The organism is Gordonia aquimaris (assembly GCF_026262595.1).
GTDB classification, from domain to species: Bacteria; Actinomycetota; Actinomycetes; order Mycobacteriales; family Mycobacteriaceae; genus Gordonia; species Gordonia tangerina.
The window spans coordinates 189,952-211,211 of sequence record NZ_JAPKFM010000001.1; the positions used below are offsets into that span (position 1 = coordinate 189,952).

17 protein-coding genes are annotated in these 21,260 nt (G+C 65.5%); 9 read left to right on the forward strand and 8 right to left on the reverse strand.

What is annotated here, in order from left to right:
* Positions 1 to 10: 10 nt before the first annotated feature.
* On the reverse strand, positions 11 to 949 hold the full coding sequence (locus tag OSB52_RS00885) for a nucleoside triphosphate pyrophosphohydrolase (RefSeq protein ID WP_266059687.1): 939 nt from the start codon (positions 947 to 949) through the stop codon (positions 11 to 13).
* A gap of 222 nt (positions 950 to 1,171) precedes the next feature.
* On the opposite strand from OSB52_RS00885, the gene OSB52_RS00890 reads away from it, so the two are divergent.
* A complete protein-coding gene (locus OSB52_RS00890) occupies positions 1,172 to 1,342 on the forward strand; it encodes a hypothetical protein (protein ID WP_266059688.1) in 171 nt (56 codons plus the stop codon).
* A 57-nt stretch (positions 1,343 to 1,399) separates the two neighbouring features.
* Positions 1,400 to 1,714, forward strand: coding sequence for a putative endonuclease domain-containing protein (locus OSB52_RS00895; protein WP_266059689.1), 315 nt, complete (start codon positions 1,400 to 1,402; stop codon positions 1,712 to 1,714).
* A 213-nt stretch (positions 1,715 to 1,927) separates the two neighbouring features.
* On the opposite strand, the gene mfd is transcribed toward OSB52_RS00895, so the two are convergent.
* From mfd to OSB52_RS00910, 3 genes are read right to left on the reverse strand one after another with little or no spacing between them, the layout of a single operon-like run.
* Complete coding sequence (mfd, locus tag OSB52_RS00900) at positions 1,928 to 5,524, reverse strand: transcription-repair coupling factor (protein WP_266059690.1); 3,597 nt, start codon at positions 5,522 to 5,524, stop codon at positions 1,928 to 1,930.
* Positions 5,525 to 5,578: 54 nt separating this feature from the next.
* Complete coding sequence (locus OSB52_RS00905; protein ID WP_266059692.1) at positions 5,579 to 6,112, reverse strand: GNAT family N-acetyltransferase; 534 nt, start codon at positions 6,110 to 6,112, stop codon at positions 5,579 to 5,581.
* Positions 6,113 to 6,156: 44 nt separating this feature from the next.
* Entirely contained in the window at positions 6,157 to 6,858 is a 702-nt protein-coding gene (locus tag OSB52_RS00910; protein ID WP_235725349.1) for a TetR/AcrR family transcriptional regulator, read from the reverse strand.
* Positions 6,859 to 6,904: 46 nt separating this feature from the next.
* On the opposite strand from OSB52_RS00910, the gene OSB52_RS00915 reads away from it, so the two are divergent.
* The 5 genes from OSB52_RS00915 (at position 6,905) to OSB52_RS00935 (ending at position 11,180) form a co-directional block, all read left to right on the forward strand.
* Positions 6,905 to 7,318 carry a nuclear transport factor 2 family protein gene (locus tag OSB52_RS00915; RefSeq protein WP_235725348.1) on the forward strand — a complete coding sequence of 138 codons (414 nt, stop codon included), beginning with the start codon at positions 6,905 to 6,907 and terminating at the stop codon, positions 7,316 to 7,318.
* Between the two features lie 235 nt (positions 7,319 to 7,553).
* On the forward strand, positions 7,554 to 8,198 hold the full coding sequence (locus OSB52_RS00920; RefSeq protein ID WP_235725347.1) for an ABC transporter permease: 645 nt from the start codon (positions 7,554 to 7,556) through the stop codon (positions 8,196 to 8,198).
* Complete coding sequence (locus OSB52_RS00925; RefSeq protein WP_235725346.1) at positions 8,195 to 9,466, forward strand: ATP-binding cassette domain-containing protein; 1,272 nt, start codon at positions 8,195 to 8,197, stop codon at positions 9,464 to 9,466. The genes OSB52_RS00920 and OSB52_RS00925 overlap by 4 nt, the downstream gene beginning before the upstream one ends.
* On the forward strand, positions 9,463 to 10,200 hold the full coding sequence (locus OSB52_RS00930; protein ID WP_266059693.1) for an ABC transporter permease: 738 nt from the start codon (positions 9,463 to 9,465) through the stop codon (positions 10,198 to 10,200). The genes OSB52_RS00925 and OSB52_RS00930 overlap by 4 nt, the downstream gene beginning before the upstream one ends.
* Entirely contained in the window at positions 10,197 to 11,180 is a 984-nt protein-coding gene (locus OSB52_RS00935) for a glycine betaine ABC transporter substrate-binding protein (RefSeq protein ID WP_235725344.1), read from the forward strand. Before OSB52_RS00930 ends, OSB52_RS00935 begins: the two co-directional genes overlap by 4 nt.
* 6 nt (positions 11,181 to 11,186) lie before the next feature.
* On the opposite strand, the gene OSB52_RS00940 is transcribed toward OSB52_RS00935, so the two are convergent.
* Positions 11,187 to 11,849 carry a TetR/AcrR family transcriptional regulator gene (locus tag OSB52_RS00940; RefSeq protein ID WP_235725343.1) on the reverse strand — a complete coding sequence of 221 codons (663 nt, stop codon included), beginning with the start codon at positions 11,847 to 11,849 and terminating at the stop codon, positions 11,187 to 11,189.
* 96 nt (positions 11,850 to 11,945) lie between these two features.
* Between OSB52_RS00940 and OSB52_RS00945 the strand changes: the two genes are divergently transcribed.
* Positions 11,946 to 13,460, forward strand: coding sequence for an MFS transporter (locus tag OSB52_RS00945; protein WP_266059694.1), 1,515 nt, complete (start codon positions 11,946 to 11,948; stop codon positions 13,458 to 13,460).
* Between the two features lie 150 nt (positions 13,461 to 13,610).
* Here OSB52_RS00945 and OSB52_RS00950 read toward each other — a convergent pair whose 3' ends face one another.
* From OSB52_RS00950 to OSB52_RS00960, 3 genes are all read right to left on the reverse strand, one after another.
* Positions 13,611 to 15,584, reverse strand: coding sequence for an HNH endonuclease signature motif containing protein (locus OSB52_RS00950; protein ID WP_266059695.1), 1,974 nt, complete (start codon positions 15,582 to 15,584; stop codon positions 13,611 to 13,613).
* A gap of 413 nt (positions 15,585 to 15,997) precedes the next feature.
* Positions 15,998 to 16,981, reverse strand: coding sequence for a TauD/TfdA dioxygenase family protein (locus tag OSB52_RS00955; RefSeq protein ID WP_266059696.1), 984 nt, complete (start codon positions 16,979 to 16,981; stop codon positions 15,998 to 16,000).
* A gap of 101 nt (positions 16,982 to 17,082) precedes the next feature.
* On the reverse strand, positions 17,083 to 19,428 hold the full coding sequence (locus OSB52_RS00960; protein WP_266059697.1) for an arylsulfatase: 2,346 nt from the start codon (positions 19,426 to 19,428) through the stop codon (positions 17,083 to 17,085).
* A 240-nt stretch (positions 19,429 to 19,668) separates the two neighbouring features.
* Between OSB52_RS00960 and OSB52_RS00965 the strand changes: the two genes are divergently transcribed.
* Positions 19,669 to 21,258, forward strand: coding sequence for an ABC transporter substrate-binding protein (locus tag OSB52_RS00965; protein WP_266059698.1), 1,590 nt, complete (start codon positions 19,669 to 19,671; stop codon positions 21,256 to 21,258).
* Positions 21,259 to 21,260: the final 2 nt, after the last annotated feature.

Genomic DNA, 21,260 nt, shown 5'->3' on the forward strand with positions numbered 1-21,260 from the left:
ACCGTCACTGTCACTCGCTGACCGGGCCCTGCCCCTCGCCGACCGGGTCCTGCCCCTCGTTCAACACCGACAGCCAGCCGTCACGGTCGCGCAGCGTCATCCCGGCAGCGTCAGCCCGCTTTTCGGCGTTCTGCACGTCCGCCATGAGGTCGCGAACGCGTTGCCGGACGACTTCTTCGATGCTCTCACCGCCGGGTTCCACCGCGACCCGACGGATTTGCTGATCGACAGTGTCCACCGGAAAGCCGGCAGCGTCGAGTCGCTCGAGCACCTTCTGTGCCAATGCCAGGGCCGGTGCGGTCGTGGCGATGCCATCGAGCACCGAACCCCGCTTCTTCTCGGCGGCCTTGCGTTCCTCCCACTCCCGGATCTGAGTCTCGAGATCGGCATGGGCACCCGAGAGCACCCCGGGGGTGCGTCCCCGCACCTTGTCGGTGAAACTGCGTGCCACATCGTCGATGTCGAAGGGACGGTCGGCGTCGTCGGCAGCGATACGCGCGTGAAAGAGCACCTGCAACAACAAGTCACCCAGTTCCTCGCGGAGCAGGTTCCGGTCCCCGTCGTCGATCGCGTCGAGGAGTTCGTAGCACTCCTCGAGTAGATAACGCCGCAAGGAGACGTGCGTCTGGGTGCTCTCCCACGGGCCGTTGCGCCGAAGGGTGTCCATCAGCGCGACGGACTCGAGCAGCGCCTCACCCGGCAGACGGGTGGCGCTGATGACTTCGTCGCCACGTTCGATCCGCACCCGCACCAATCGATGCGTCCGGTCGGAGGACAGCAACGTTGCGCCAGGGTCATCGCGTTCGGCCCACGAGGCCCCGGTGATCCCGAGGTCCCACAGGGTGGATGGATGGATGTCCTCGGTCACCGCGAGCGCTCCTGCCAGCAACGGCACCGCGCGAGTGGGCAACACGTCGGGGCGCATCGGGTCGAGCAGGATCACTGTCATCGGCGATCGGACTCCTTCGGACGCAGGTGCATCGAACGTATCCCAGGATGCGCCGAGACCGCTTCGGGACCCGCCGTTCCCGCATCCTGACCAACACCAGCAATCGCCGACCGTGCGCCCGCATTCGCCGACCGTGTCCCACCGTTCGCCGACCGTGTCCGAATTCCACAGGTCGTCCGCATTATCCACAGGTCATCGCCGATTCCGAGGAGCACGAAACCGATGCCCCTCGGTACACGTCTGATGGCCATGACACGAAATTCTGAAATCCAGGAAAAGCGGCTCGTCAGAAGACAGCGGGTGATCGAGCGCAGCGGCATGACGGTCGACGGTATCGAGGTGACGACTCCCGTTCGCACCGCGTATGACCCGGGTCGACAAGCACCGGACTGACGCGCCCTCGGCCGGCTCGACGATCTGGCGCGCGCGACTGACTTCTCGATCGCCGAGTTGCACACGTACGCCGACGAGCACAATGGTCACCGCGGCATACGACAACTGCGGTTACTCATCCCGCTCATCGACGGGCTGTCGGAGTCCCCACCGGAGAGTTGGCTTCGTCTGCTCACGATCCGTGCCGACCTCCCGACTCCGGAACTGCAGATTCGGGTGGCAGACAAGACCGGTCGGATCTACGCGCGAATCGACCTCGGCTACGAGAAGTACCAGATCGCGATCGAATACGACGGCGAGGACTTTCACTCGACTCCGGAACAGCGAGCTCACGACGCAGCCCGGGATGCCCAACTCGACGACGATGGTTAGATCGTCATCCGGCTAACCGCAGAGGATCTCCGAGTCCGGCCGTGGGAGGTCATCATGAAGATCGAGAGTGCACTCCGGTCGCGCGGTGCCTACTTCTGATCACCAACGAACGGAATCACACGCACGATCGACCCAACGCCCAACACGATCGACGCAACGCCGGACACGATCGACGCAACGCTGAGCACGATCGACGATCAATCCGGAGTCAGGTCAGGACGATTCGGGACGCAAGCCGAGCAGGAACGTCGTCAGGTAGTCGATCAGCTCTTCGTCGCGCAACCTCGCGGAGCCGACGCCCCCCGTGCGCGGGATGGGCAGGGTGATGACCGAGGTGGTCGCCCGGTAGCCCGCCGACGGATACAACCGCTTGAGCCGCACCTGCTCGCTGTCGAGCAGCGTCATCGGCGAGATCTTCACGCCCGTGCCCGCCAGCCCCACCTCGGTGACGCCACGCTCGCGACAACGCAGCCGGAACCGGGCAATCGACGCCAACCGGCGGGTCTCCTCGGGCGGCTCGCCGTACCGGTCGGCGAGTTCGGCCAGCACGCCGTCGACGGCGGCGTCATCAGTGGCCCCGGCCAGCTTCCGGTAAGCCTCCAGCCGCAGTCGGTCGGAGTCGACGTACTCGACCGGGATGTGCGCGTCCACCGGTAGGTCGATGCGAACCTCTGTGGGCTCACTCGACGCGACGGGCTTTCCGTCGGCGGCCGCCCGGTAGGCCTCCACCGCTTCACCGACCAGACGCACATACAGGTCGAATCCCACGCCGGCGACGTGACCGGATTGCTCCCCGCCCAACACATTTCCGGCGCCGCGCAATTCGAGATCCTTCAGCGCCACCGCCATGCCGGCACCGAGTTCGTTGTTCTGCGCGATGGTGGCCAGCCGGTCGTATGCCGTCTCCGTCAGCGGCCGCTCCGGGCTGTACAGCAGGTATGCATAGCCCCGCTCCCGGCTGCGTCCCACCCTGCCCCGCAGCTGATGGAGTTGCGAGAGACCGAGGTTCTCGGCCCGGTCGACGATCAACGTGTTCGCGTTGGAGATGTCGAGGCCGGTCTCGATGATCGTGGTGCACACCAGGACGTCGTACTCGCGGTTCCAGAACCCGGCGACGGTTCGCTCGAGCTGGTCCTCGTTCATCTGCCCGTGCGCCACCACCACCCGCGCCTCGGGCACCATCGCCGCGATGTCGCGGGCGGTCTTGTCGATGGTGGATACGCGGTTGTGGACATAGAACACCTGGCCGTCGCGCAGCAGTTCGCGCCGGATGGCCGCCGCGACCTGTTTCGACGAGTATCCACCGACGTAGGTGAGCACCGGGTGACGCTCTTCCGGCGGCGTCAGGATCGTCGACATCTCCCGGATGCCGGCCATCGACATCTCCAGCGTTCGCGGGATCGGTGTGGCCGACATCGTCAGCACATCGACGTGGGTGCGCAGGGACTTGATGTGTTCCTTGTGCTCCACACCGAAGCGCTGTTCCTCGTCGACGACCACCAGGCCTAGGTCTTTCCACGTCACACCGGTCTGCAGCAGTCGATGGGTGCCGATGACGACGTCCACGTCACCGGCCGCCATGGCATCGACAATCCCCTTGGACTCCTTCGCGTCGGTGAAGCGCGACAGTCCGCGCACCTTCACCGGGAAACCCGCCATGCGTTCGGTGAAGGTCTGCAGATGCTGTTGCGCGAGAATGGTTGTCGGCACCAACACCGCGACCTGCTTGCCGTCCTGAACCGCTTTGAACGCGGCACGAACCGCGATCTCGGTCTTACCGTATCCGACGTCGCCGACGATGACGCGATCCATCGGGACCGGTCGCTCCATGTCGGCCTTAACCTCCGCGATGACCGTCAGCTGGTCGACGGTTTCGGTGAAGTCGAAGGCGTCTTCCATCTCGCGCTGCCAAGGCGTGTCCGGGCTGAACGCGTGCCCGGGTGCCGCGTGCCGGGCCGCATAGAGTTGCACGAGCTCCCCGGCGATCTCCCGAACAGCCTTGCGCGCCTTACGTTTGGTGTTCTGCCAGTCCGATCCGCCGAGCTTGGACAGCGACGGTTGTTCCCCGCCGACATAGCGCGAGAGCTGGTCGAGCGCGTCCATCGGCACATACAGGCGGTCGCCGGGCTGACCGCGCTTGCTCGCGGCGTATTCCAGAACCAGATACTCGCGACGGGCTCCCGACACAGTTCGCTCGATCATCTCGACGAACTTGCCGATGCCGTGCTGATCGTGCACCACGAGATCGCCGGCACTCAATGCCAGCGGGTCCACCTGGTTACGACGTTTGGCCGGCAATCGTCGCCCGTCGCGCACCCCCGCGACCCGGTTGCCGGTCAGATCGGTCTCGGTGACGATGACCAATCCCGCATCGGGACAGACCAATCCGGCTCGCAAGGTGCCACCGAACACCGACACCTGGCCGGGCTCGGGACGGGTTCCGGGCTCGACGATGACGGCGGGTACCTCGGCGTCGGCCAGACGCTCGCCGACGCGCTGCGCCGTGCCCTTACCGGCCACGACGATGGCGGCGGACCCGCCGGTCCGCACATGCGCCCGCAGGCTCGCGAAGGTCGCGGCGATGTCGTCGTCGTTGCCGCGCGGAGCGGGTCCCGCGGCGAGGTCGAGCGACACCTCGTCGTCACTGCCGGTGGCGAGCGGACTCATCGTCCACCAGGAGCGTCCGGCCGCCACCGTGGTCTTCTCGACATCGTCGATGGCGCGATAAGCACTCGCCTGCAGGTCGATTCCGCCGCCGCCCGCCTCCCTCCCGTCGATCGGCGCATCGGCGCCCAGCGCCGCCGCGGTCCACGACGCCTCCAGGAACTCGGCGCCGGTCTGCGCGAGATCGGCGGCGCGCGTGCGGATCTTCTCTGGATCGAGCAAGAGGACTCCGGTACCGTCCGGCATGACCTCGGTGAGCAGCTGCATCCGGCCGTCGACCAGCATCGGGATGAGGGCCTCCATGCCCTCGACGGGGATGCCTTCGGCGAGCTTGGCGAGCATGTCCGCGAGAACCTTCTCACCGGCGTGCTCGGTGGCCAGATCGGCGGCGCGGGCACGCACCTGCTCGGTCAGGATCAGCTCGCGGCCCGGATGAATCCGCACCGACGACGCGTCGATCTCCGGCTGGCTACGCTGATCGGCCACCGAGAACGCCCGCATCTCGGAGATCTCGTCGCCCCAGAACTCGACACGCACCGGATAGTCGGCGGTGGTCGGAAAGACGTCGAGGATGCCACCGCGCACCGCGAACTCACCGCGCCGCCCGACCATGTCGACGCGCTCGTAGGCCATCTCGACCAGGTCGACGAGCAGTTGGTCGAAGTCGAGTTCGATGCCCTCGCGCAACTCGATGGTGCGCACCGACCCGAGGCCCGGCGCCATCGGCTGCACCAGCGAACGCACCGTGGTGACCACCACGCGCAGCGCGCTACCGGCGTCGGGCTCGGCGAGTCGATGCAGCACCGCGAGTCGTTGCCCAACGGTGTCGGCGCTGGGCGAGAGCCGCTCGTGCGGCAGCGTCTCCCACGACGGGAACTGCGCCACCGCGGCCGGGTCGTCGAGCAGTTCGGTCAGCTCGGTGGTCAGATCATCGGCTTCACGGCCGTTGGCCGAGACCACGAGCAGCGGCGCCCGCACGGAATCGTGCTGGGCGGCGGCCGCCAGACAGGCGACCACGAAGGGGCGGGCGGCGTCGGGCGCGGTGATGTCGAGTCGTTCCTGACCGCGACGTCCCAGCAGGTCCGCGATCGCCTTGTCGGCACACGTCAGCGCGGCAAGCCCGTGCAGGGCGGGGGTAGTCGACACTCCTGCGATTCTAACGGCGCGGTTTCGGCCCTCTCCGCACCACCCGCGACCTGGTCAGTCCACTGATCGTTGCAGGTAGACGCAGTCGATCCACTGGTCGAATTTGTATCCGACCGCAGGTGTGCGGCCGACCTCGACGAAACCGTTCTTCAGGTGCAGTGCGATCGACGCCTCTCCCCCGGTGGCGGCGATGACCGCGATGATCTGCCGAACATTGCCGGGTTCGGCGGCGTCGAGGAGCGCTGCGAGCAGACTCGTCCCGATACCACGCCCGCCGGCGCCGGGCCGTAGGTAGATGGTGTCCTCGGCCGTCCGGTCATAGGCTCGCTTGTCGCGGAACGGACCGAGGTAGGCGAATCCGAACACGTCCCCGGCGACGCCGACCTCGACACCGTCGGCCCCCACTCCGCTGCCCTCGGCGACGAGGAAGGGTCGACCCGCCGCGCGGATAGCTGCGATCTTGGCTGCCCAGTCCGCCGCGGTCGGTGCCTCGTAGTCGAAGGTGGCGACCGTGTGTTCCACGTAGTGCCGGTAGATGTCGGCGATGGCGCCGCAATCGGTGTCGGCGACGGGACGGATGGTGACCATGGTGTCGATGATGCCCGACAGCAGATCGGTCGGTCTCGCTCCGCTCAGGCCTGACCTTCGGCGGTGGTTCGATCGCGCGATTCCACGTAGTCGGGGCCGACGAGGTGCGGCGCCGGGTCCAACCGGGTCAATCCGTTCCAGCAGAGGTTCACCAGATGCGCGGCGACGACCTCTTTGGACGGTTCTCGCACATCGAGCCACCACTGCGCGGTCACCGACACCATCCCGACCAGGGCCTGGGCGTACAGCGGCGCCAGTGCGGGATCGAAGCCGCGACGTTCGAAGTCGCCGGCAAGGATGTGTTCGACCTGGCTGACCGCATCGTTGAGCAGACTCGAATAGGTCATGGTGTCGGTGGCGTCGGTGCGGTCACCGCGCACCAGGATGCGGAAGCCGTCGGTGCGTTCCTCCATATAGGTCAGCAGGGCCAGGGCGACCTGTTGGATGCGATACAGCGACCGGTTCTTGGTGAGCGAGGAGGTCACCATCTCCAACAGGGTCTCCATCTCCCGGTCGACGACGACCGCGTAGAGACCTTCCTTACCGCCGAAGTGTTCGTAGACGATGGGCTTGGATACTCCGGCGCGCTGGGCGATCTCCTCGACGGAGGTGCCCTCGAATCCTCGCTCGGCGAACAGTCCGCGGGCCACCTCGATCAGTTGGAGCCTGCGTTGGGCACCGGTCATGCGCGCCCGAGGCGCGCGCTGCACCTCTTCGGACGGATCGGTCGGCCGGCTCACTGCCATGCCCCAACCCTAACGACGACGGCCTCGGGTGGGGTAATCAATAGAGATGCTGACCTTGGAAGAAATCTCTGCACGCCTGGAGATACAGCAGGTGTTGACCGATTACTCGACCGCCGTGGACGCCGGACATTTCGATGACCTCGGAAAGGTCTTCACCGACGACGCCACCATCGACTACAGCGCGATGGGCGGTATCACCGGCGGTCTCACGGAGGTGAAAGCGTGGCTGGCCGAGGTACTCCCGGCCTTCTCGGCGTACTGCCACCTGCTGGGCAATCACGACATGCTTGTCGACGGCCACACCGCGTCCACGCGCACGCTGTGTCTCAACCCGATGCAGACGCCGGACAACTCGACCTTTCTGTTGGGACTCTGGTACGTCGACGCCTGGCGACATACCGAGGCGGGGTGGCGGATCACCGGGCGTCGCTTGGAGAAATGCTTCGACAAGCAATTGTGACCGTTTCGTCACCCGTGGACCAATTCTTTCGAGAATTGTTATCCGAAGATCATCAGCACAGCTCAGACGGCATTGTCGACGACCTGAACGAAAGCTTTCCGGCTACTGAGCATTCGCAAAACCCTCAGCGCAATGCATTCCGGCGTTAGGGTTGTGTGCGGTTCAGCTCCGGACGCCAGCCAGCGGTCTGCGACTGACAGGCCAGGCGTCGGGGTCGACGACGAGGGGGTTCGGTGTGCAGCTGTGGGACTACATCCAGGGTCACGCGGCGAATCTGACGTTCCTGACGTATCAGCATGCGTCACTGGCGTTCCAGACCGTCCTGGTGGGCACGATCGTCGCGGTGCTGACCGCGGTGGTGGTCTATCGGGCGCCATTCTTCTCCGCGTTCACGCTCACCACCAGTCGCGTCGCGCTGACGATTCCGTCGCTGGCGTTGCTCGCGCTGCTGATCGTGCCGTTCGGGCTCGGTGTGGTGCCGTCATTCATCATGCTCGCGTTCTTCGCGACGATGCCGATCATCGGCAATGCGATCGTCGGGTTGCGCTCGGTTCCACCGTCGGTCATCGAGTCCGCACGCGGAATCGGCTTGCCGCGTTGGCGCATCCTGGTGTCGGTCGAATTGCCGATCGCGTGGCCGGTGATTCTCACCGGCATCCGGGTGTCCACCCAGATGATCATCGGCATCGCGGCGATCGTGGCCTATGTGCTCGGTCCGGGGCTGGGGTCGCTGATCTTCAGCGGCCTGTCGCGCCTCGGTGGAGCCAATGCGCTCGAGATGGCCCTGACCGGAACGATTCTCATCGTCATCATCGCCCTGGTGTTCGACGGACTGCTGGTCCTGCTCGGCCGCCTCACGATCTCCAAAGGACTGCAATGACTGAATCGTCAACCGCGTCAACGGCCCCCGCGCGTACGGTCACCGGGGCGTCGATCCACCTCGACGGCGTGATGAAACAGTACCGCGGGCAGGACAAGCCGGCGGTGGCCAGACTCGACCTGGAGATCGAGGCCGGCAACATCGTCACCTTCGTCGGCCCCTCGGGCTGCGGCAAGACCACCACGCTGAAGATGATCAACCGGCTGATCGAGCCCACCGAAGGCCGCATCCTGATCGACGGCCGCGATGTGACCCACGAGAACCCGGACAAGCTTCGCCAGAGCATCGGCTACGTGATCCAGTCCGGCGGTCTGTTCCCACACTGGTCGGTCGCCAAAAACATCGGTGCCATCCCGCGTGTGCTCGGCTGGGACAAGAAGCGGATTGCCGAGCGTGTCGAATACCTACTGGATCTGGTCGGGCTCGACGCGGCCGAATTCGCCGATCGCCTGCCCAAGGACATGTCGGGTGGCCAGCAGCAGCGGGTGGGTGTGGCACGAGCTCTGGCCGCCGACCCACCGATCCTGTTGATGGATGAGCCGTTCGGCGCGGTCGACCCGATCACCCGAGTGCGGCTGCAGGACAGCCTCATCGGCATCCAGCACGAGCTCGGCAAGACCATCGTCGTCGTCACCCACGACTTCGACGAGGCCACCAAGCTCGGCGACAAGGTCCTGATTCTTTCCGAGGGCGGCCACATCGAGCAGTACGCGCCTCCGGAGGACATCCTGGCCAACCCGGCCACCCCGTTCGTGGAGGATTTCATCGGTTCCGGTGCCACATTGGCGCACCTGACGCTGTCGCGGGTACGCGACGTCGAAGCAGCGCCGGTCACCACCGCCCGGGTCGGCGAGGATTCCCAGACCGTGCTGGGGCGCGCACACGCCGCCGGGCACACCTGGGTCGTGGTGGTGGACAACCACGGTCACCCGCGCGCCTGGCCGTCGCTGGATGAGCTGGCCGCGAAACCTCAGGTCTCCGACTACATCGATCGCCGTCTGCCGGTGGTGGCGCGATCATCGACGCTCAACGATGCCCTCGACTCGATGCTCGCCGCGAGCCAGGGCGGCACGCTGGTGACCGACGGACGCGGCGCCGTGGTCGGATCGTTGTCGATCGACACTGTCATGGAAGTGATCCGCGGCCAACTCTCCGAGGCACGTCCCGAGGAGGAACGCGACGGCTACATCGAACATGCCGAGGGTTCGTCGACCGACGAGATGCCGGTGATCGTGGCGGCCGATGACGAGGTCGACGAGCACTCATGAAACGACTGAGACGCCTCCCGATGGATGTGTGGTTCGAACCGCTCATCATCGTCGTGCTGCTGGTCGGTTACATCGTCTGGTATCAGGTGACGACGCTGACCGATACCGAGCAGGCTGCACTCGCCTGGGACAACCTGCGTGTGACCATCTATGACCACATCAAGCTGACCGTGGTGGCGACGGTGATCGTGGTGGCCATCGCCATCCCGTTGGGCATAGTGCTGACGCGGCCGTCGATGAAGTGGCTCAACCCGATCGCGGTCAACATCGCCAACATCGGCCAGGCCGCACCGGCGGTCGGTTTGCTGGTGCTGTTCACGTTCTGGCTGGGCACCGGATTCCGGACTGCGGTGGTCGGTTTGGTCGTGTACGCCGTGCTGCCGATCCTGCAGAACACGATCGTCGGTCTGCGTCAGGTGGATCAGCGCACCGTCGAAGCCGCGCGCGGTATCGGGTTGTCCGGCCTGCGCACCCTGGTGCAGGTGGAATTGCCGCTGGCAGTTCCGGTGATTCTCAACGGCGTTCGGACTGCGCTGGTCATCCTGGTCGGCACAGCAACACTGAGCACGTTCATCGGTGCGACCAGCCTGGGCACACTGATCACCACCGGCGTGACCCTGTTCCTTCCGAAACTCCTGATCTCTGGGGCGGTGCTGGTGGGTCTGCTCGCGTTGACCATCGACTGGCTCGGTCGCCTCGTCGAATTGGTCGCGACACCGAGGGGGATCGCGTGATCCGGCGGCGCCGCGGCGCGCGCATTCTCGTCGCCGTACTCGTTGCGGCGCTGGCGTTGGCCGGATGCGGTCTGGTCAGTTCATCGGGCACGTTCCGCAAGGCGTCGCTGCCGGACGGCGCCACTCCTCTCGCAGGCGCCGAGATCACGGTCACCTCGAAGAACTTCACCGAGAGCATCATCCTGGGCAAGATCGCCGCCACCTATCTGGCAGCCGCGGGTGCCGACGTCAACGACATGACCAATGCGCCCGGCTCCGCCTCGTCGCGGCAGGCGATGCTCAACGGCGCCGCGGACCTCACGTGGGAGTACACCGGCACCGCGTGGGTCACCTATCTCGGCGAGACAGAAGTCATCGCCGATCCGCAGGAACTGTGGCAACGGGTCCACGACGTCGAGCTGGCCGAGAACGACCTGGTGTGGTTGCCGCCGGCCAACTTCAACGACACCTACGCATTCGCGGCATCAACGCCGGCGGCCGAGCGGCTCGGGGTGGCCACCATGTCCGACATCACCCGATTGCCGGTGCCGGATCGCACGTTCTGCATCAACGATGAGTTCTTCAGCAGGCCTGATGGATTCCTACCGATGTTGCAGACCTACGACATGCCCTACAACACTCCGAATGGGGTCCCGACCGGCAATGTGACACAGATGGATTCGGGTGTGGTCTACACGTCGACCGCCAACAGCGCGCCATGCAACTTCGGCATGGTGTACACCACCGACGGCCGGATCAAGAACCTCAATCTTGTTGTGCTGGAGGATGACAAGAAGTACTTCCTGCCCTACAGCGGAACCGTGGTGGTACGCAAGGAGATCCTGGACGCACACCCGGAGATCGCTCCGCTGATGGAGGAAGTCTCGGGCCGGTTGACCGATGATGTCATGCAGGAACTCAACGGCCAGGTCGACATCGACGGCGAGGATCCCTCCGATGTCGCCTACGAGTGGCTCAAGAACGAAGGACTGATCGAGTAGGTACGTTCACCGATCCCGACTCGCACCCTTCTGAATCTGCACGATCTGCGCATCGGTGAGCGGCGCTCCCCACAGCGGATCGCGACCGTCGGCGCGGATGCCGTCGAGGATCAGGCCCAGGTATCGGCGCCAGGTACCCGGCGCCGTCGGGGCGAGACTCTCGGCAACCGTCCTGAGCATGGTGAGAATCGGAAAGAAGTCGTTCGCTTCGAGGTCTGGTCGGATCACCCCGGCCGCATGCGCCCGCGCCAGGACCTGCTGCAGCCGCTCGGTCAGCACCGCCTTCGCGGCGAGGATGTCCGGATGTGAGTGATCGATCGTCATGATCATCGTCGCGAGGCCGCGGTCGGCGGCCATCGACGACACCACGAGGGTCAGGATGTCGACGACGGCCTGCCACGGGTCCGACTCGTCGAGAGTCTCGCGAGCTCGTTCGGCGACCTCGGTGAGGTGTTGGGTGAGCACGCCGACGATCAGTTCGTCTCGATTGGCGAATCGTCGGTAAACCGTCCCCACCCCGACACCCGCATGTGCCGCCACATCGTCGAGCGTGACCTCCAGACCTCGCTCGGCGAACAGCTCGCGGGCGGACGCGATGATGCGCTGCCGGTTGCGTTCGGCGTCGGCGCGGAGTTTGCGTCCGCCGACCTCACCGTCGGTGGTGTTCATGCTCACAGAATAACAAGTGGAGGAATGATCTCCACATGACGTACGTTGGAGCCAACAACCGGAGGAACCACCTCCGCCTAAGACCTGGAGGCTTGGATGAGCATTGTCTACGACGACCTCGACGATCCATCCGTCGAGAAGGAAACCCACGAGGCGCGTCAGCATCGGCTGCGCTGGGTGGTGCTGGGCGTCCTCGCTCTGGCGCAGTTGATGGTGGTGCTGGACGCAACCATCGTCAACATCGCCCTGCCGCATGCGCAGGAGTCGTTGGGCTTCGGCAACGAGGACCGGCAGTGGATCGTGACCGCGTACGCACTGTCGTTCGGCAGCCTGCTACTGCTCGGCGGTCGCCTGTCCGACCTGTGGGGGCGGCGCACCACTTTCATCGCCGGTCTGATCGGTTTCGCGGTGATGTCGGCGATCGGCGGTGCCGCCGTGAACTTCGAGATGCTGGTCGCCGCGCGAGCCGGCCAGGGCATCTTTGGCGCCCTGCTCGCTCCTGCCGCATTGTCGCTGCTCACCACCACTTTCACCGATCCGTCGGAGCGCGGCAAGGCCTTCGGCATCTTCGGTGCGATCGCCGGCGGCGGGGGCGCTTTGGGGCTGCTGCTCGGCGGAATGCTCACAGAGTGGGCCGATTGGCGTTGGTGCCTGTACGTGAACTTGGTGATCGCAGCCATCGCACTGGTCGGTGCTGTCCTGTTCCTCGGACCGCACAAGGCCGATCACCGTCCGAAACTCGACCTGCCGGGCGTGGCCCTCGCATCGTCAGGCCTGTTCTCGATCGTGTACGGATTCTCCAATGCCGAGTCCAACGGCTGGGGTGACTGGGCCACGATCACCTGGCTGGTCGCCGGGGCCGCACTGCTGGCAGCGTTCGTCTGGTGGCAGTCACGCGCCGAGCACGCGCTGTTGCCGCTACGCGTGATCACCGACCGCACCCGCGCCGGGTCGTACCTGGTGGTGTTCATCGCCGGGATCGGCATGTTCGGCATCTTCCTGTTCCTGACGTATTACCTGCAACAGAACCTGGGATTCAGCCCGATCCGCACGGGCCTGGCGTTTCTGCCGATGATCGGCATGCTGGTGGTCACCGCCACCACCTCGACCGGTGTGTTTCTCCCCCGGTTCGGTCCGCGCTGGTTGATGGCGGCGGGCATGTTCATCGCGGCGGCTGGCATGCTGTTGCTCACCCAGATCACCGCGACGAGCTCATACGCCAGCCATGTGCTGCCGGCGCTGCTGATCATGGGAGTCGGCATCGGCGCATCGATGGCTCCGGCGATGCAGGGCGCGATCTCTGGTGTCTCGTCGGAGGACGCGGGCGTCGCATCCGCCACCGTCAACACCATGCAGCAGGTGGGCGGCTCGGTGGGCACTGCGCTGCTCAGCACGATCGCCGCGAGCTCTGCGGCAACGTTTGTGAGCGGCCACGCATCGCTGGCCACCGATCCGGCGCAGTTGGCCCAGCTGGCCGCTGTGCACAGCTACACGACCGCGTTCTGGGTGGCCGCTGCGGTATTCGCAGTCGGTGGACTCATCGCCGCACTGCTGGTTCGTAGCGGCGAGCTCCCGGTGGCTCCTGAGGGTGCGGCCGCCATGGCGCACTGATCCCGAGACTCACCCAGCAAGCGGTGCCCTTGCTCTCCGCGGAGAGCAAGGGCACCTTCTGTTTGGTTCTCGACGCGTAGGGACTGTTCCGGCGACCGCCCGCCACTCCGACGGCTCGTCAGTAGTTCCGACCGCAGGATCGCCGACGAGTCACCGCGGGTAGGTGACGATGACCTGTCCGGTGCGCGCGTTGCGCCAGGAGATGGTGCGGTCGGTGTGCATGGTCGGTATCCACGGCCCGTCATGCTTACGGTCGTGGTCGGGCCGGCACAGCGGTGCGAGATTGAACGCCACGGTCCAGCCACCGGCCACCGGGTCGGCATGGCAGAACTTGAGCAGGTGGTCGAGTTCGCACTCCTCGGACGGTCTGCCGCAGTACGGGTAGCGGCAGCGTCGGTCCAGTTGGATGATCTCCGCGCGGAGGGCCGCCGACGGCTTATAGGTCAGCGCCCCCGGTGGTGGGGTGGCGAAACCACCGTGCCCGGTCGGGTCGATCGGTGGGGCCGGTGCGCGGTTGCCGAAGATGATCAACCCGCTGGCGGCGCGGGTTTCACTCGGTCGGGCGGTGATGGTGGTGGCGTGTGGTGCGATTCGTGCGGCGTGGGCGGGATCGATGGCGCCGTAGCCCATCAGGCGGGTCGGGTCGAGACCGGTCGGGTCGCGCAGCAGGGTCAGGCCGGGCACGATGAGGTCGGAATCGGTCTCTGTATCGGTGTCGGTGTCGGTGTCGGTGTCGGTGTCGGCGGGATCATGTTCAGCGGGTGGTGCGGTGATGAAATCTCGTCGCGATCCCGGGGAGGGCGCATCCTCAGCGGTGTCATCGGCATCGATTCCGGTACCGGATTGGCCAATTTCACCGTTCTCGTTGTCGTTGTCGTTGTCGCGGTCGATGTCAATGTGATCGTCAATGTCGGCGAGGGTGATCGGCTGTTCTTCGGCCGCATCAGGCCCACCCAGCACGGGTTCGACGGTGGTCTGGCCGGATGCAGCGGTGTTGTCCGCCGTGGTGGTGTCGACCGACGAGTCACGGACACCGCCGGTGACCGGACTCGGGGTGGTGGCGGGTGCTGGGTTGTTGGTGCGGGTTGGTGTGGCGGGGCAGGTGTCGTCGCCGCAGTGGCAGCGTAGTTTTGCGCCGGGTGCTTTGATGATTTCGGCGAACGCGGTGACGCGTTGGGCTTTGATGCTGCGCCCATCGCGGCGGCACACCCGGCGGCTGATCAAGGCGCTGATGCGGTCGCGCAGGTGTACGCCGTGTTCGGCGGGGATGCAGGCATCGACGGTCATGTGCCCGAACGCTTCGGCACCGATCGTCACATCCCCGAACAGGTCGGTGATGTCGTCGCGGGTCTCGGCGGCTCGATCGGGGTCGAGGCTGATGATGATGGCGTCGAGATCATCTCGCAGGGCGGTGTCGGTGGTGGGTCGGCTGGCCAGATCGAGCACCACATCGTCGAAATCCCACGGCTCATCCTCGTCGGCATCGTCGGCGGCGGGATCGTCGGTGGCGGCAGGGTCGGTCTCGGACGCAGCATCATCGGAGCCGCCATCATCAGTGCCGTCGCCGTCGGAGCCGTCGCCGTCGGTGCGCTCACCATCGGTGCCGGGATCGAGGTCGGCTGCGGGGTCGTCGAGGTCGAGGGTGAGTTCCTCCTCGACATCCTTGCTGTCGGGTTCGTCGGTGTAGGCGTTGTCGGCGAGTTCGCCGAGTCGCTCCCGCAGGTCGCCGGTGGGGCCGGTGGCGGCGCCGCGGATGGCCACACCCAGCCGGTGGGGCCTCAAATCTCCGGAGCGGAAGGCATCACGGATCTTGGGGTGCTCGTCGAGCAGTTCATCGAGACCGACCCATTCGCCGGCTTGACGTCGAGAAATACCCAACTGCAGTGAGATTTCGCCTTTCGCGGCTTTGTCGGCGGCGTTGCGGACTCGGTTCGGAACGAAATCGTTGTATCCGGCGAGACGCTCGTTGTAGGTGGATTGCCCGATCTGACGGGCGATCTGCATCGCCAGGGCTTGGGCTTGATTACTCAGCCGCAACAAATCGCGACCGTACTGCGCCAACTCGCCGAGACTGCTGGAGGCCAGCAGAGCGTCGTCGGCGGCACGGTCGGTGAAGGTGAACACGAAACGCTCCTTTCCGGCGAAGACGGTCTCTGAGGTCGGGATGGGTTGGCGGGGAATCGAACTGCTATCAGACTATCGAGCGGGTCTGACAACTTTGGTGCGCTACGGGTGCGGTGTGGATGGACTCGATCGGTGAGGTGTTGAGTTCAGGATAGCGGCGGGGTGTGACAACATTTCGTGCGTGAGATTGGTTGCGTGGGTGGACCCTTCGTGACGCGGCCTCGCAAGCTCGGACGCTCCTCAGGGACCAGGGGACGCTCCCTCGCAAACGTGGTCGTTACTCAGCCCCGGGGGACAGCATGTGGGTTCGCACGTACTCGCTGCGCCCCTCCATTTCTTCAACTACGGCACGGAGGCCACAAAAGGCCCCGGCCCTGAGCAGTTGATGCTCAGGGCCGGGGCCTCGTGATGATTCAGGCTGCGAAAAGGGGAAGTCGAGCTGACTTCTCGACGCTGGAGTAGTGCGAGGCGTCGCCCTGCAGCACCTGGCTCCGTTGCCCTCGAACGTCAACCGGAACGTCACCGGCGAGGGTGATCCGGTGTAGCTCGCGCTGCTGATTGCCGTAGTCGGAGATGCCATAGTGCTGGGTCGCCCGGTTGTCCCAGATCACCACATCGCCGAGTCGCCAGTTCCAACGGAAGGTGTTCTCCAGCTTCGTGATGCGACTCTGCAGAAGCTGATACAACTCACCGAACTCGGCGGACTTGAGTCCTCGGAACTCCTTGGCGAAGTGACCGAGCAGCAGGCTGCGCTCACCGGTCTCCGGGTGTACCCGTACCACCGGATGCAGCGTCTGGTACTCCGCGCTGGTGAACTCCTTGTAGTGCTCGGACTTTCGGCTGATGTCGACGCCGCCCGACGGCTCGGACTGATTGACGTAGTCGTACAGATTGGTATGCGTGGCCCAGAGCTCTTCGGCCAACGCCCGCAGCGGTTTCGGTAACTGTTCGTAGGCGGCGACCGTCGAGGCCCAAGTGGTCGCGCCGCCGTAGGACGGCAGGGTAACCGCCCGCAGAATCGACGCCTTGGGGATGCGGTCGACGAAGGTGACATCGGAATGCCAGCTGTTGGCTGCACCCTCGATCGTCAGCAGCTGCGTCCCCCGCGATGTAACGGTCGGGTGGGGCGCGGTCTGCTCGCCGAGCAGGCCGGCGAACGCGTACTGCCCCGCGTCGTCGAGGTGATGTTGCCCCTCGAACACAACGGTCTTGTTGACTGCCAGGGCGAGCCGGATCGCCTCGACCTGCTCGGTCGGGAGATCAGCACCGAGCCGGACCTGCCCGATCCGGGCACCGATGTGCTCTCCCAGCTTCTCGACGGTGATGCCCCCGTCGGCGTACACCTGCTGCGCCGCGCGCTCACGTTCCGTGCGGTCGTCGATCTGAGCCAGCGTCATTCCTAGAAACCTCTCGTGAATTCTTTTGTTTCAACGTTTTTCATCTCAGCACCGATGACACCGACAAGGCGAGGTAACAATCATGCTGATCGCAACGCCGATCAGTCCGCCGACCGTTCGGCCGCCTCGTCGAGACCCCGCCGCACATTCACACCCACCCGCGTGGGGCCCGGGCGATACGTGACGGCCCGCAGCGCCGGACCGAATCGGAATACGCCACGGCGCTGGCGCAGTTCGGGGTCGACCGGACCGCGTGCGTCGAGTCCCACCGAGATGCCTGTCCAGGGCGCCATACCGACCAGCTGGACCTGGTCGTCGAGCTTCACAATCGTCGACGCCTCGCCGTCACACACCGCCTCGACCGTGAGGTTCCAGCGCACCGACGGTGTCGCGGAGGCGCGCAGACACAACGCGGTCGCGCCGTCCGGCAGCCGACCCGACTCCCGCCGGACGCGGCCATAGGCGTTGTACACCAGGTGCACGGCTGCCGATTCCACGTACAGCAGATAGCCGCCCTGCTGGTCGCCGTGCGCGACGATCACCCCCTCGTCGTCGGCGGTCCAGCCCTCAAGTTCCGCCTCCACCACGAAGTCGCGGTAGGCGATCAGGCGGCTCGACCGGTAGCGCTCCAACGTCGGTGTGCCGGCGAGAATCCGGATCGGATCGCTCAACCGCGCCTCCGCGGGCCGTCGACGTAGCTGATCTGCGGGACGGTCGTACAGCGGGAACACCGTGTTGCGCCAGGCCGCGGCATCCCACGCGGCGGCCAGCTCGGCAACCTTGTCGGGATGTCGGGCGGCGAGATCGGTGGTTTCGGCCGGGTCCGTGGTCACGTCGTACAGTTCCCACGCCGGATCGTCGACGGAGGCCGGGTCCCGGTGTAGTGACACCAGTTTCCAGCCGTCCCGGTAGTAGCCGCGGTGCCCACCGAACTCCGCGTACTGCTCGGTGTGCGGTGACTGGGCATCACGGTCACGCAGGACGTCGGCGATGCTGACACCGTCGCGCTCCTGAGCGGGCCGCCCGTGGCGGTGGTCCGGTGTGTCGACCCCGGCGAGTTCGAGCAGGGTGGGCACGAGATCGGTGACGTAGGAGAACTGACGACGTACACCGGTGTCGTCGGCCGCCCGGGGCAGTCCGTTCGGCCAGGACACGACGAATGGAACCCGCACGCCGCCGGCGAAGGTCTGCCCCTTGTAGAAGCGGAACGGGGTATTGGACGCCTGCCCCCAGCCGCGTGGGTAGTGCACCCCGAGTGCGGCCGAACCGATCAGATCCTGGTCGTGCGGCACGTCGCGTTCCCAGTCGGGTGGCACCGGACCGTGCACGAATTGGCTGAAGTACGAACGCGTCCCAACCGGTCCACCCTCGGCGGTGCCGCCGTTGTCCGAGGTGAACACGATGATCGTGTTGTCGAGCTCACCGAGTTGCTCAAGGGTGTCGACCACTCGTCCGACGCTCTGGTCGACGCTGTCGACCATCGCTGCGTACACCTCCTGGTAGCGCTGGAATCGCTCCTGCTCTGTGGGTTCGAGGTCATCCCACAGCGGTGCGTCGAACCCGGGCTCGGTGTTGCGTTCCGCCATCGGGGTGTCCGGGTCGAACAGCCCGTTCTCGATCTGTCGCTGCAACCGTTGCCGCCGGACCTCATCCCAGCCCTGGCCGTAGCGACCGCGATACTTCGCGAGATCGGCCTCCTTCACCTGGTGCGGTCCGTGCATCGCGATGTGCGCGAAGTACAGGAAGAACGGCTTCGTCGGGTCCTGCGCGCGCAACGCGGTGATCTGGGAGATCGCACGGTCGGTCAGGTCATCGGTGACGTAGTAGTCATCGGGGTACTCGGCGACGTCGACGACGGTGTTGTCGGCGATCAGCTGGTTCGGGTAGAAGAACGAGTTGAGTCCCTCCAGTGAACCGTAGTAGCTGTCGAAACCGCGCTGCACCGGCCACGAGCTGCGGTCGCGTCCCGGGCCCATGTTCGCATCTCGCACCAGATGCCACTTCCCCACCGCATACGTGGCATATCCACCGGCACGCAGGATCTCCGGCAATGTCAGCACATCGTCGGCGAGTTCGAGTCGTAGCCCCGGAAACCCGGGATCGGAGTTCGCCACACTGCCATAACCCGCCCGATGCGGGTTCAGCCCGGTCAGCAGCGCCGCGCGCGCCGGTGAGCACACCGGGGTGGTGTGGTAATTGGACAACCGGAACCCGTTGCGCGCCAGCCGGTCGATGTTGGGTGTGTCGATCTCCGCGCCGAACGGCGAGATGTCGGAATAGCCCATGTCGTCGACGAGGATCACCACGATGTTCGGAGCACCGGCCGGGGCCGTCGGTTCCTCCGGCCACCATGGCCGCGACACCGAACTCGTGCGGCCGATCACCCCGTCGAAGCCGTCGTAACCACGCGCGCCCGCCGGCAGATCAGTTCTGTCCGCTTGTGCCATCGCTTGTCTCCCTGCACATCACATCGAGCCTCGCGCCCGAACACCGAGCACGTTCGGCCAAGGTCAACCGCCTGTCAAGGGTTCGATCCGAGCGAAATTCAACGACGCGGACCACCCGTTCGATCCCCATACTGGATGTCGATTCCTCGCCCGTGCACACGTTTTCGATTCCGATGAGTGTACGGATCCCGTGTGGTCGGCCATCACCGATCACCTCGACCCGACAGAGATGTGATCACCATGCCCCGACACCGAGGTGCCCGCGCCGCTGCGGTCATCGTCGCCATCTTGCTCGCGCTGGCCGCTGTAGGATGCGAGTCCGCGGTTTCGCAGCAGCAGCACTCGACCGCGCCCGCCGCACCCGGAGACCCCACACCCCGCGGCGGCGACCTGCGGGTCGGCGTGCTCGGCGACCTCTCGCCGAAGGCGTTCCTGCAGATCGGGACCGGGTCGATGAACGGTCAGGTGGTGGCCAATGCCTTCGACACCCTCATCCGGTACGCCCGTGACTCACTGACCGTCGAACCGTCGTTGGCGACCGCCTGGCAACTCGCGCCCGACGGCCGCTCCCTCACGCTCGATCTCCGAACCGACGCCACCTTCCACGACGGCCGTCCGTTCGTGTCGTCGGATGTGGAGAACTCGATCAAGGCATATCTGGGTGGACCGTGGACGCCACAGTTCAAGCGCACCGCCGCCGCCATCGACGAGTTCGACACGTCTGATCCCCACCGAGTGATCCTGCGCTTCGCACACCCGTTGAGCAATATCTTCGATCTGCTCGACTCAGCGCCCATCATCGACCAGAACACCCTGCCCGCATTGAAGGCCGGCACCGCATTCAACGGCACCGGGCCGTTCCGTTTCGAGTCGTGGCAACCGAATTCCACTGTCCGACTCGTCCGCAATGAGCACTACTGGGGCGGGTCACCGGCTCTGGATTCGGTAACTTTCGTCGTCGTCCGCGATAACCAGTCACTGTTCACCCGCCTACGCACCGGGCAGATCGACGTCGCCGACGGCCTGAGTTATCACGATCAGCAACTGGTGACCCAGCGGTATGGCTTCACCGGGATCACCCTGACCGGCGCCGAGTCGCAGGAATACGTGGGGATCAACGTCACCAACCCGGCGCTCGCCGATGTCCGCGTACGCCAGGCGATCGCGTACGCCATCGACCGTCCACGCATCATCAACGACGTCTTCCGCGGCAGCGGATACACCGTCAATCTGCCGTGGCCGAAGTGGTCACCGGCGTATCGCGCGAACGCGAACACCACCTACACCCGCGATCTCCAAAAGGCCCGTGCGCTGGTGAGCCAGGTCGGCTCCATACCTCCCTTGACACTGGACTATTCGACCCAGGGCAACGACAGGGTGATTGCCGAGATCGTCCAGTCGAATCTCGCCGCTGTCGGCATCGAGGTGCGCTTGGTGCCCAACGACCAGACCCAGCAGGCGTCGAAGCTGATCGGTGGCAAGTTCGACGGACTCTGGCTGCTACAGCACGCCTTCGCCCAGTTCACCCCGTCAACTCTCGCCGTGTCCGCCTATCCGTTCAACGCGGCGAAGAACTCGTCGAACTACTCGAACCCGGAGTATTCCGCGGCTGCGGAGGAGGCATGGACGGTCCGCGACAGTTCCTCTCCGGAAGCGCTCGCCGCTTACCGCGAACTCGACGAAGCCTGGCTGCGTGATCTGTTTCTCATAGAGATCGGCGTGGTGCTGCGCCAGGTGGCCACCGCACCGTCGGTCGGCGATGTCGACTGGGACCGTCGCAACCAATTGCACTTCGCCGGAACCTATCTCACTTCGCCAGGAAAGCAGTAACC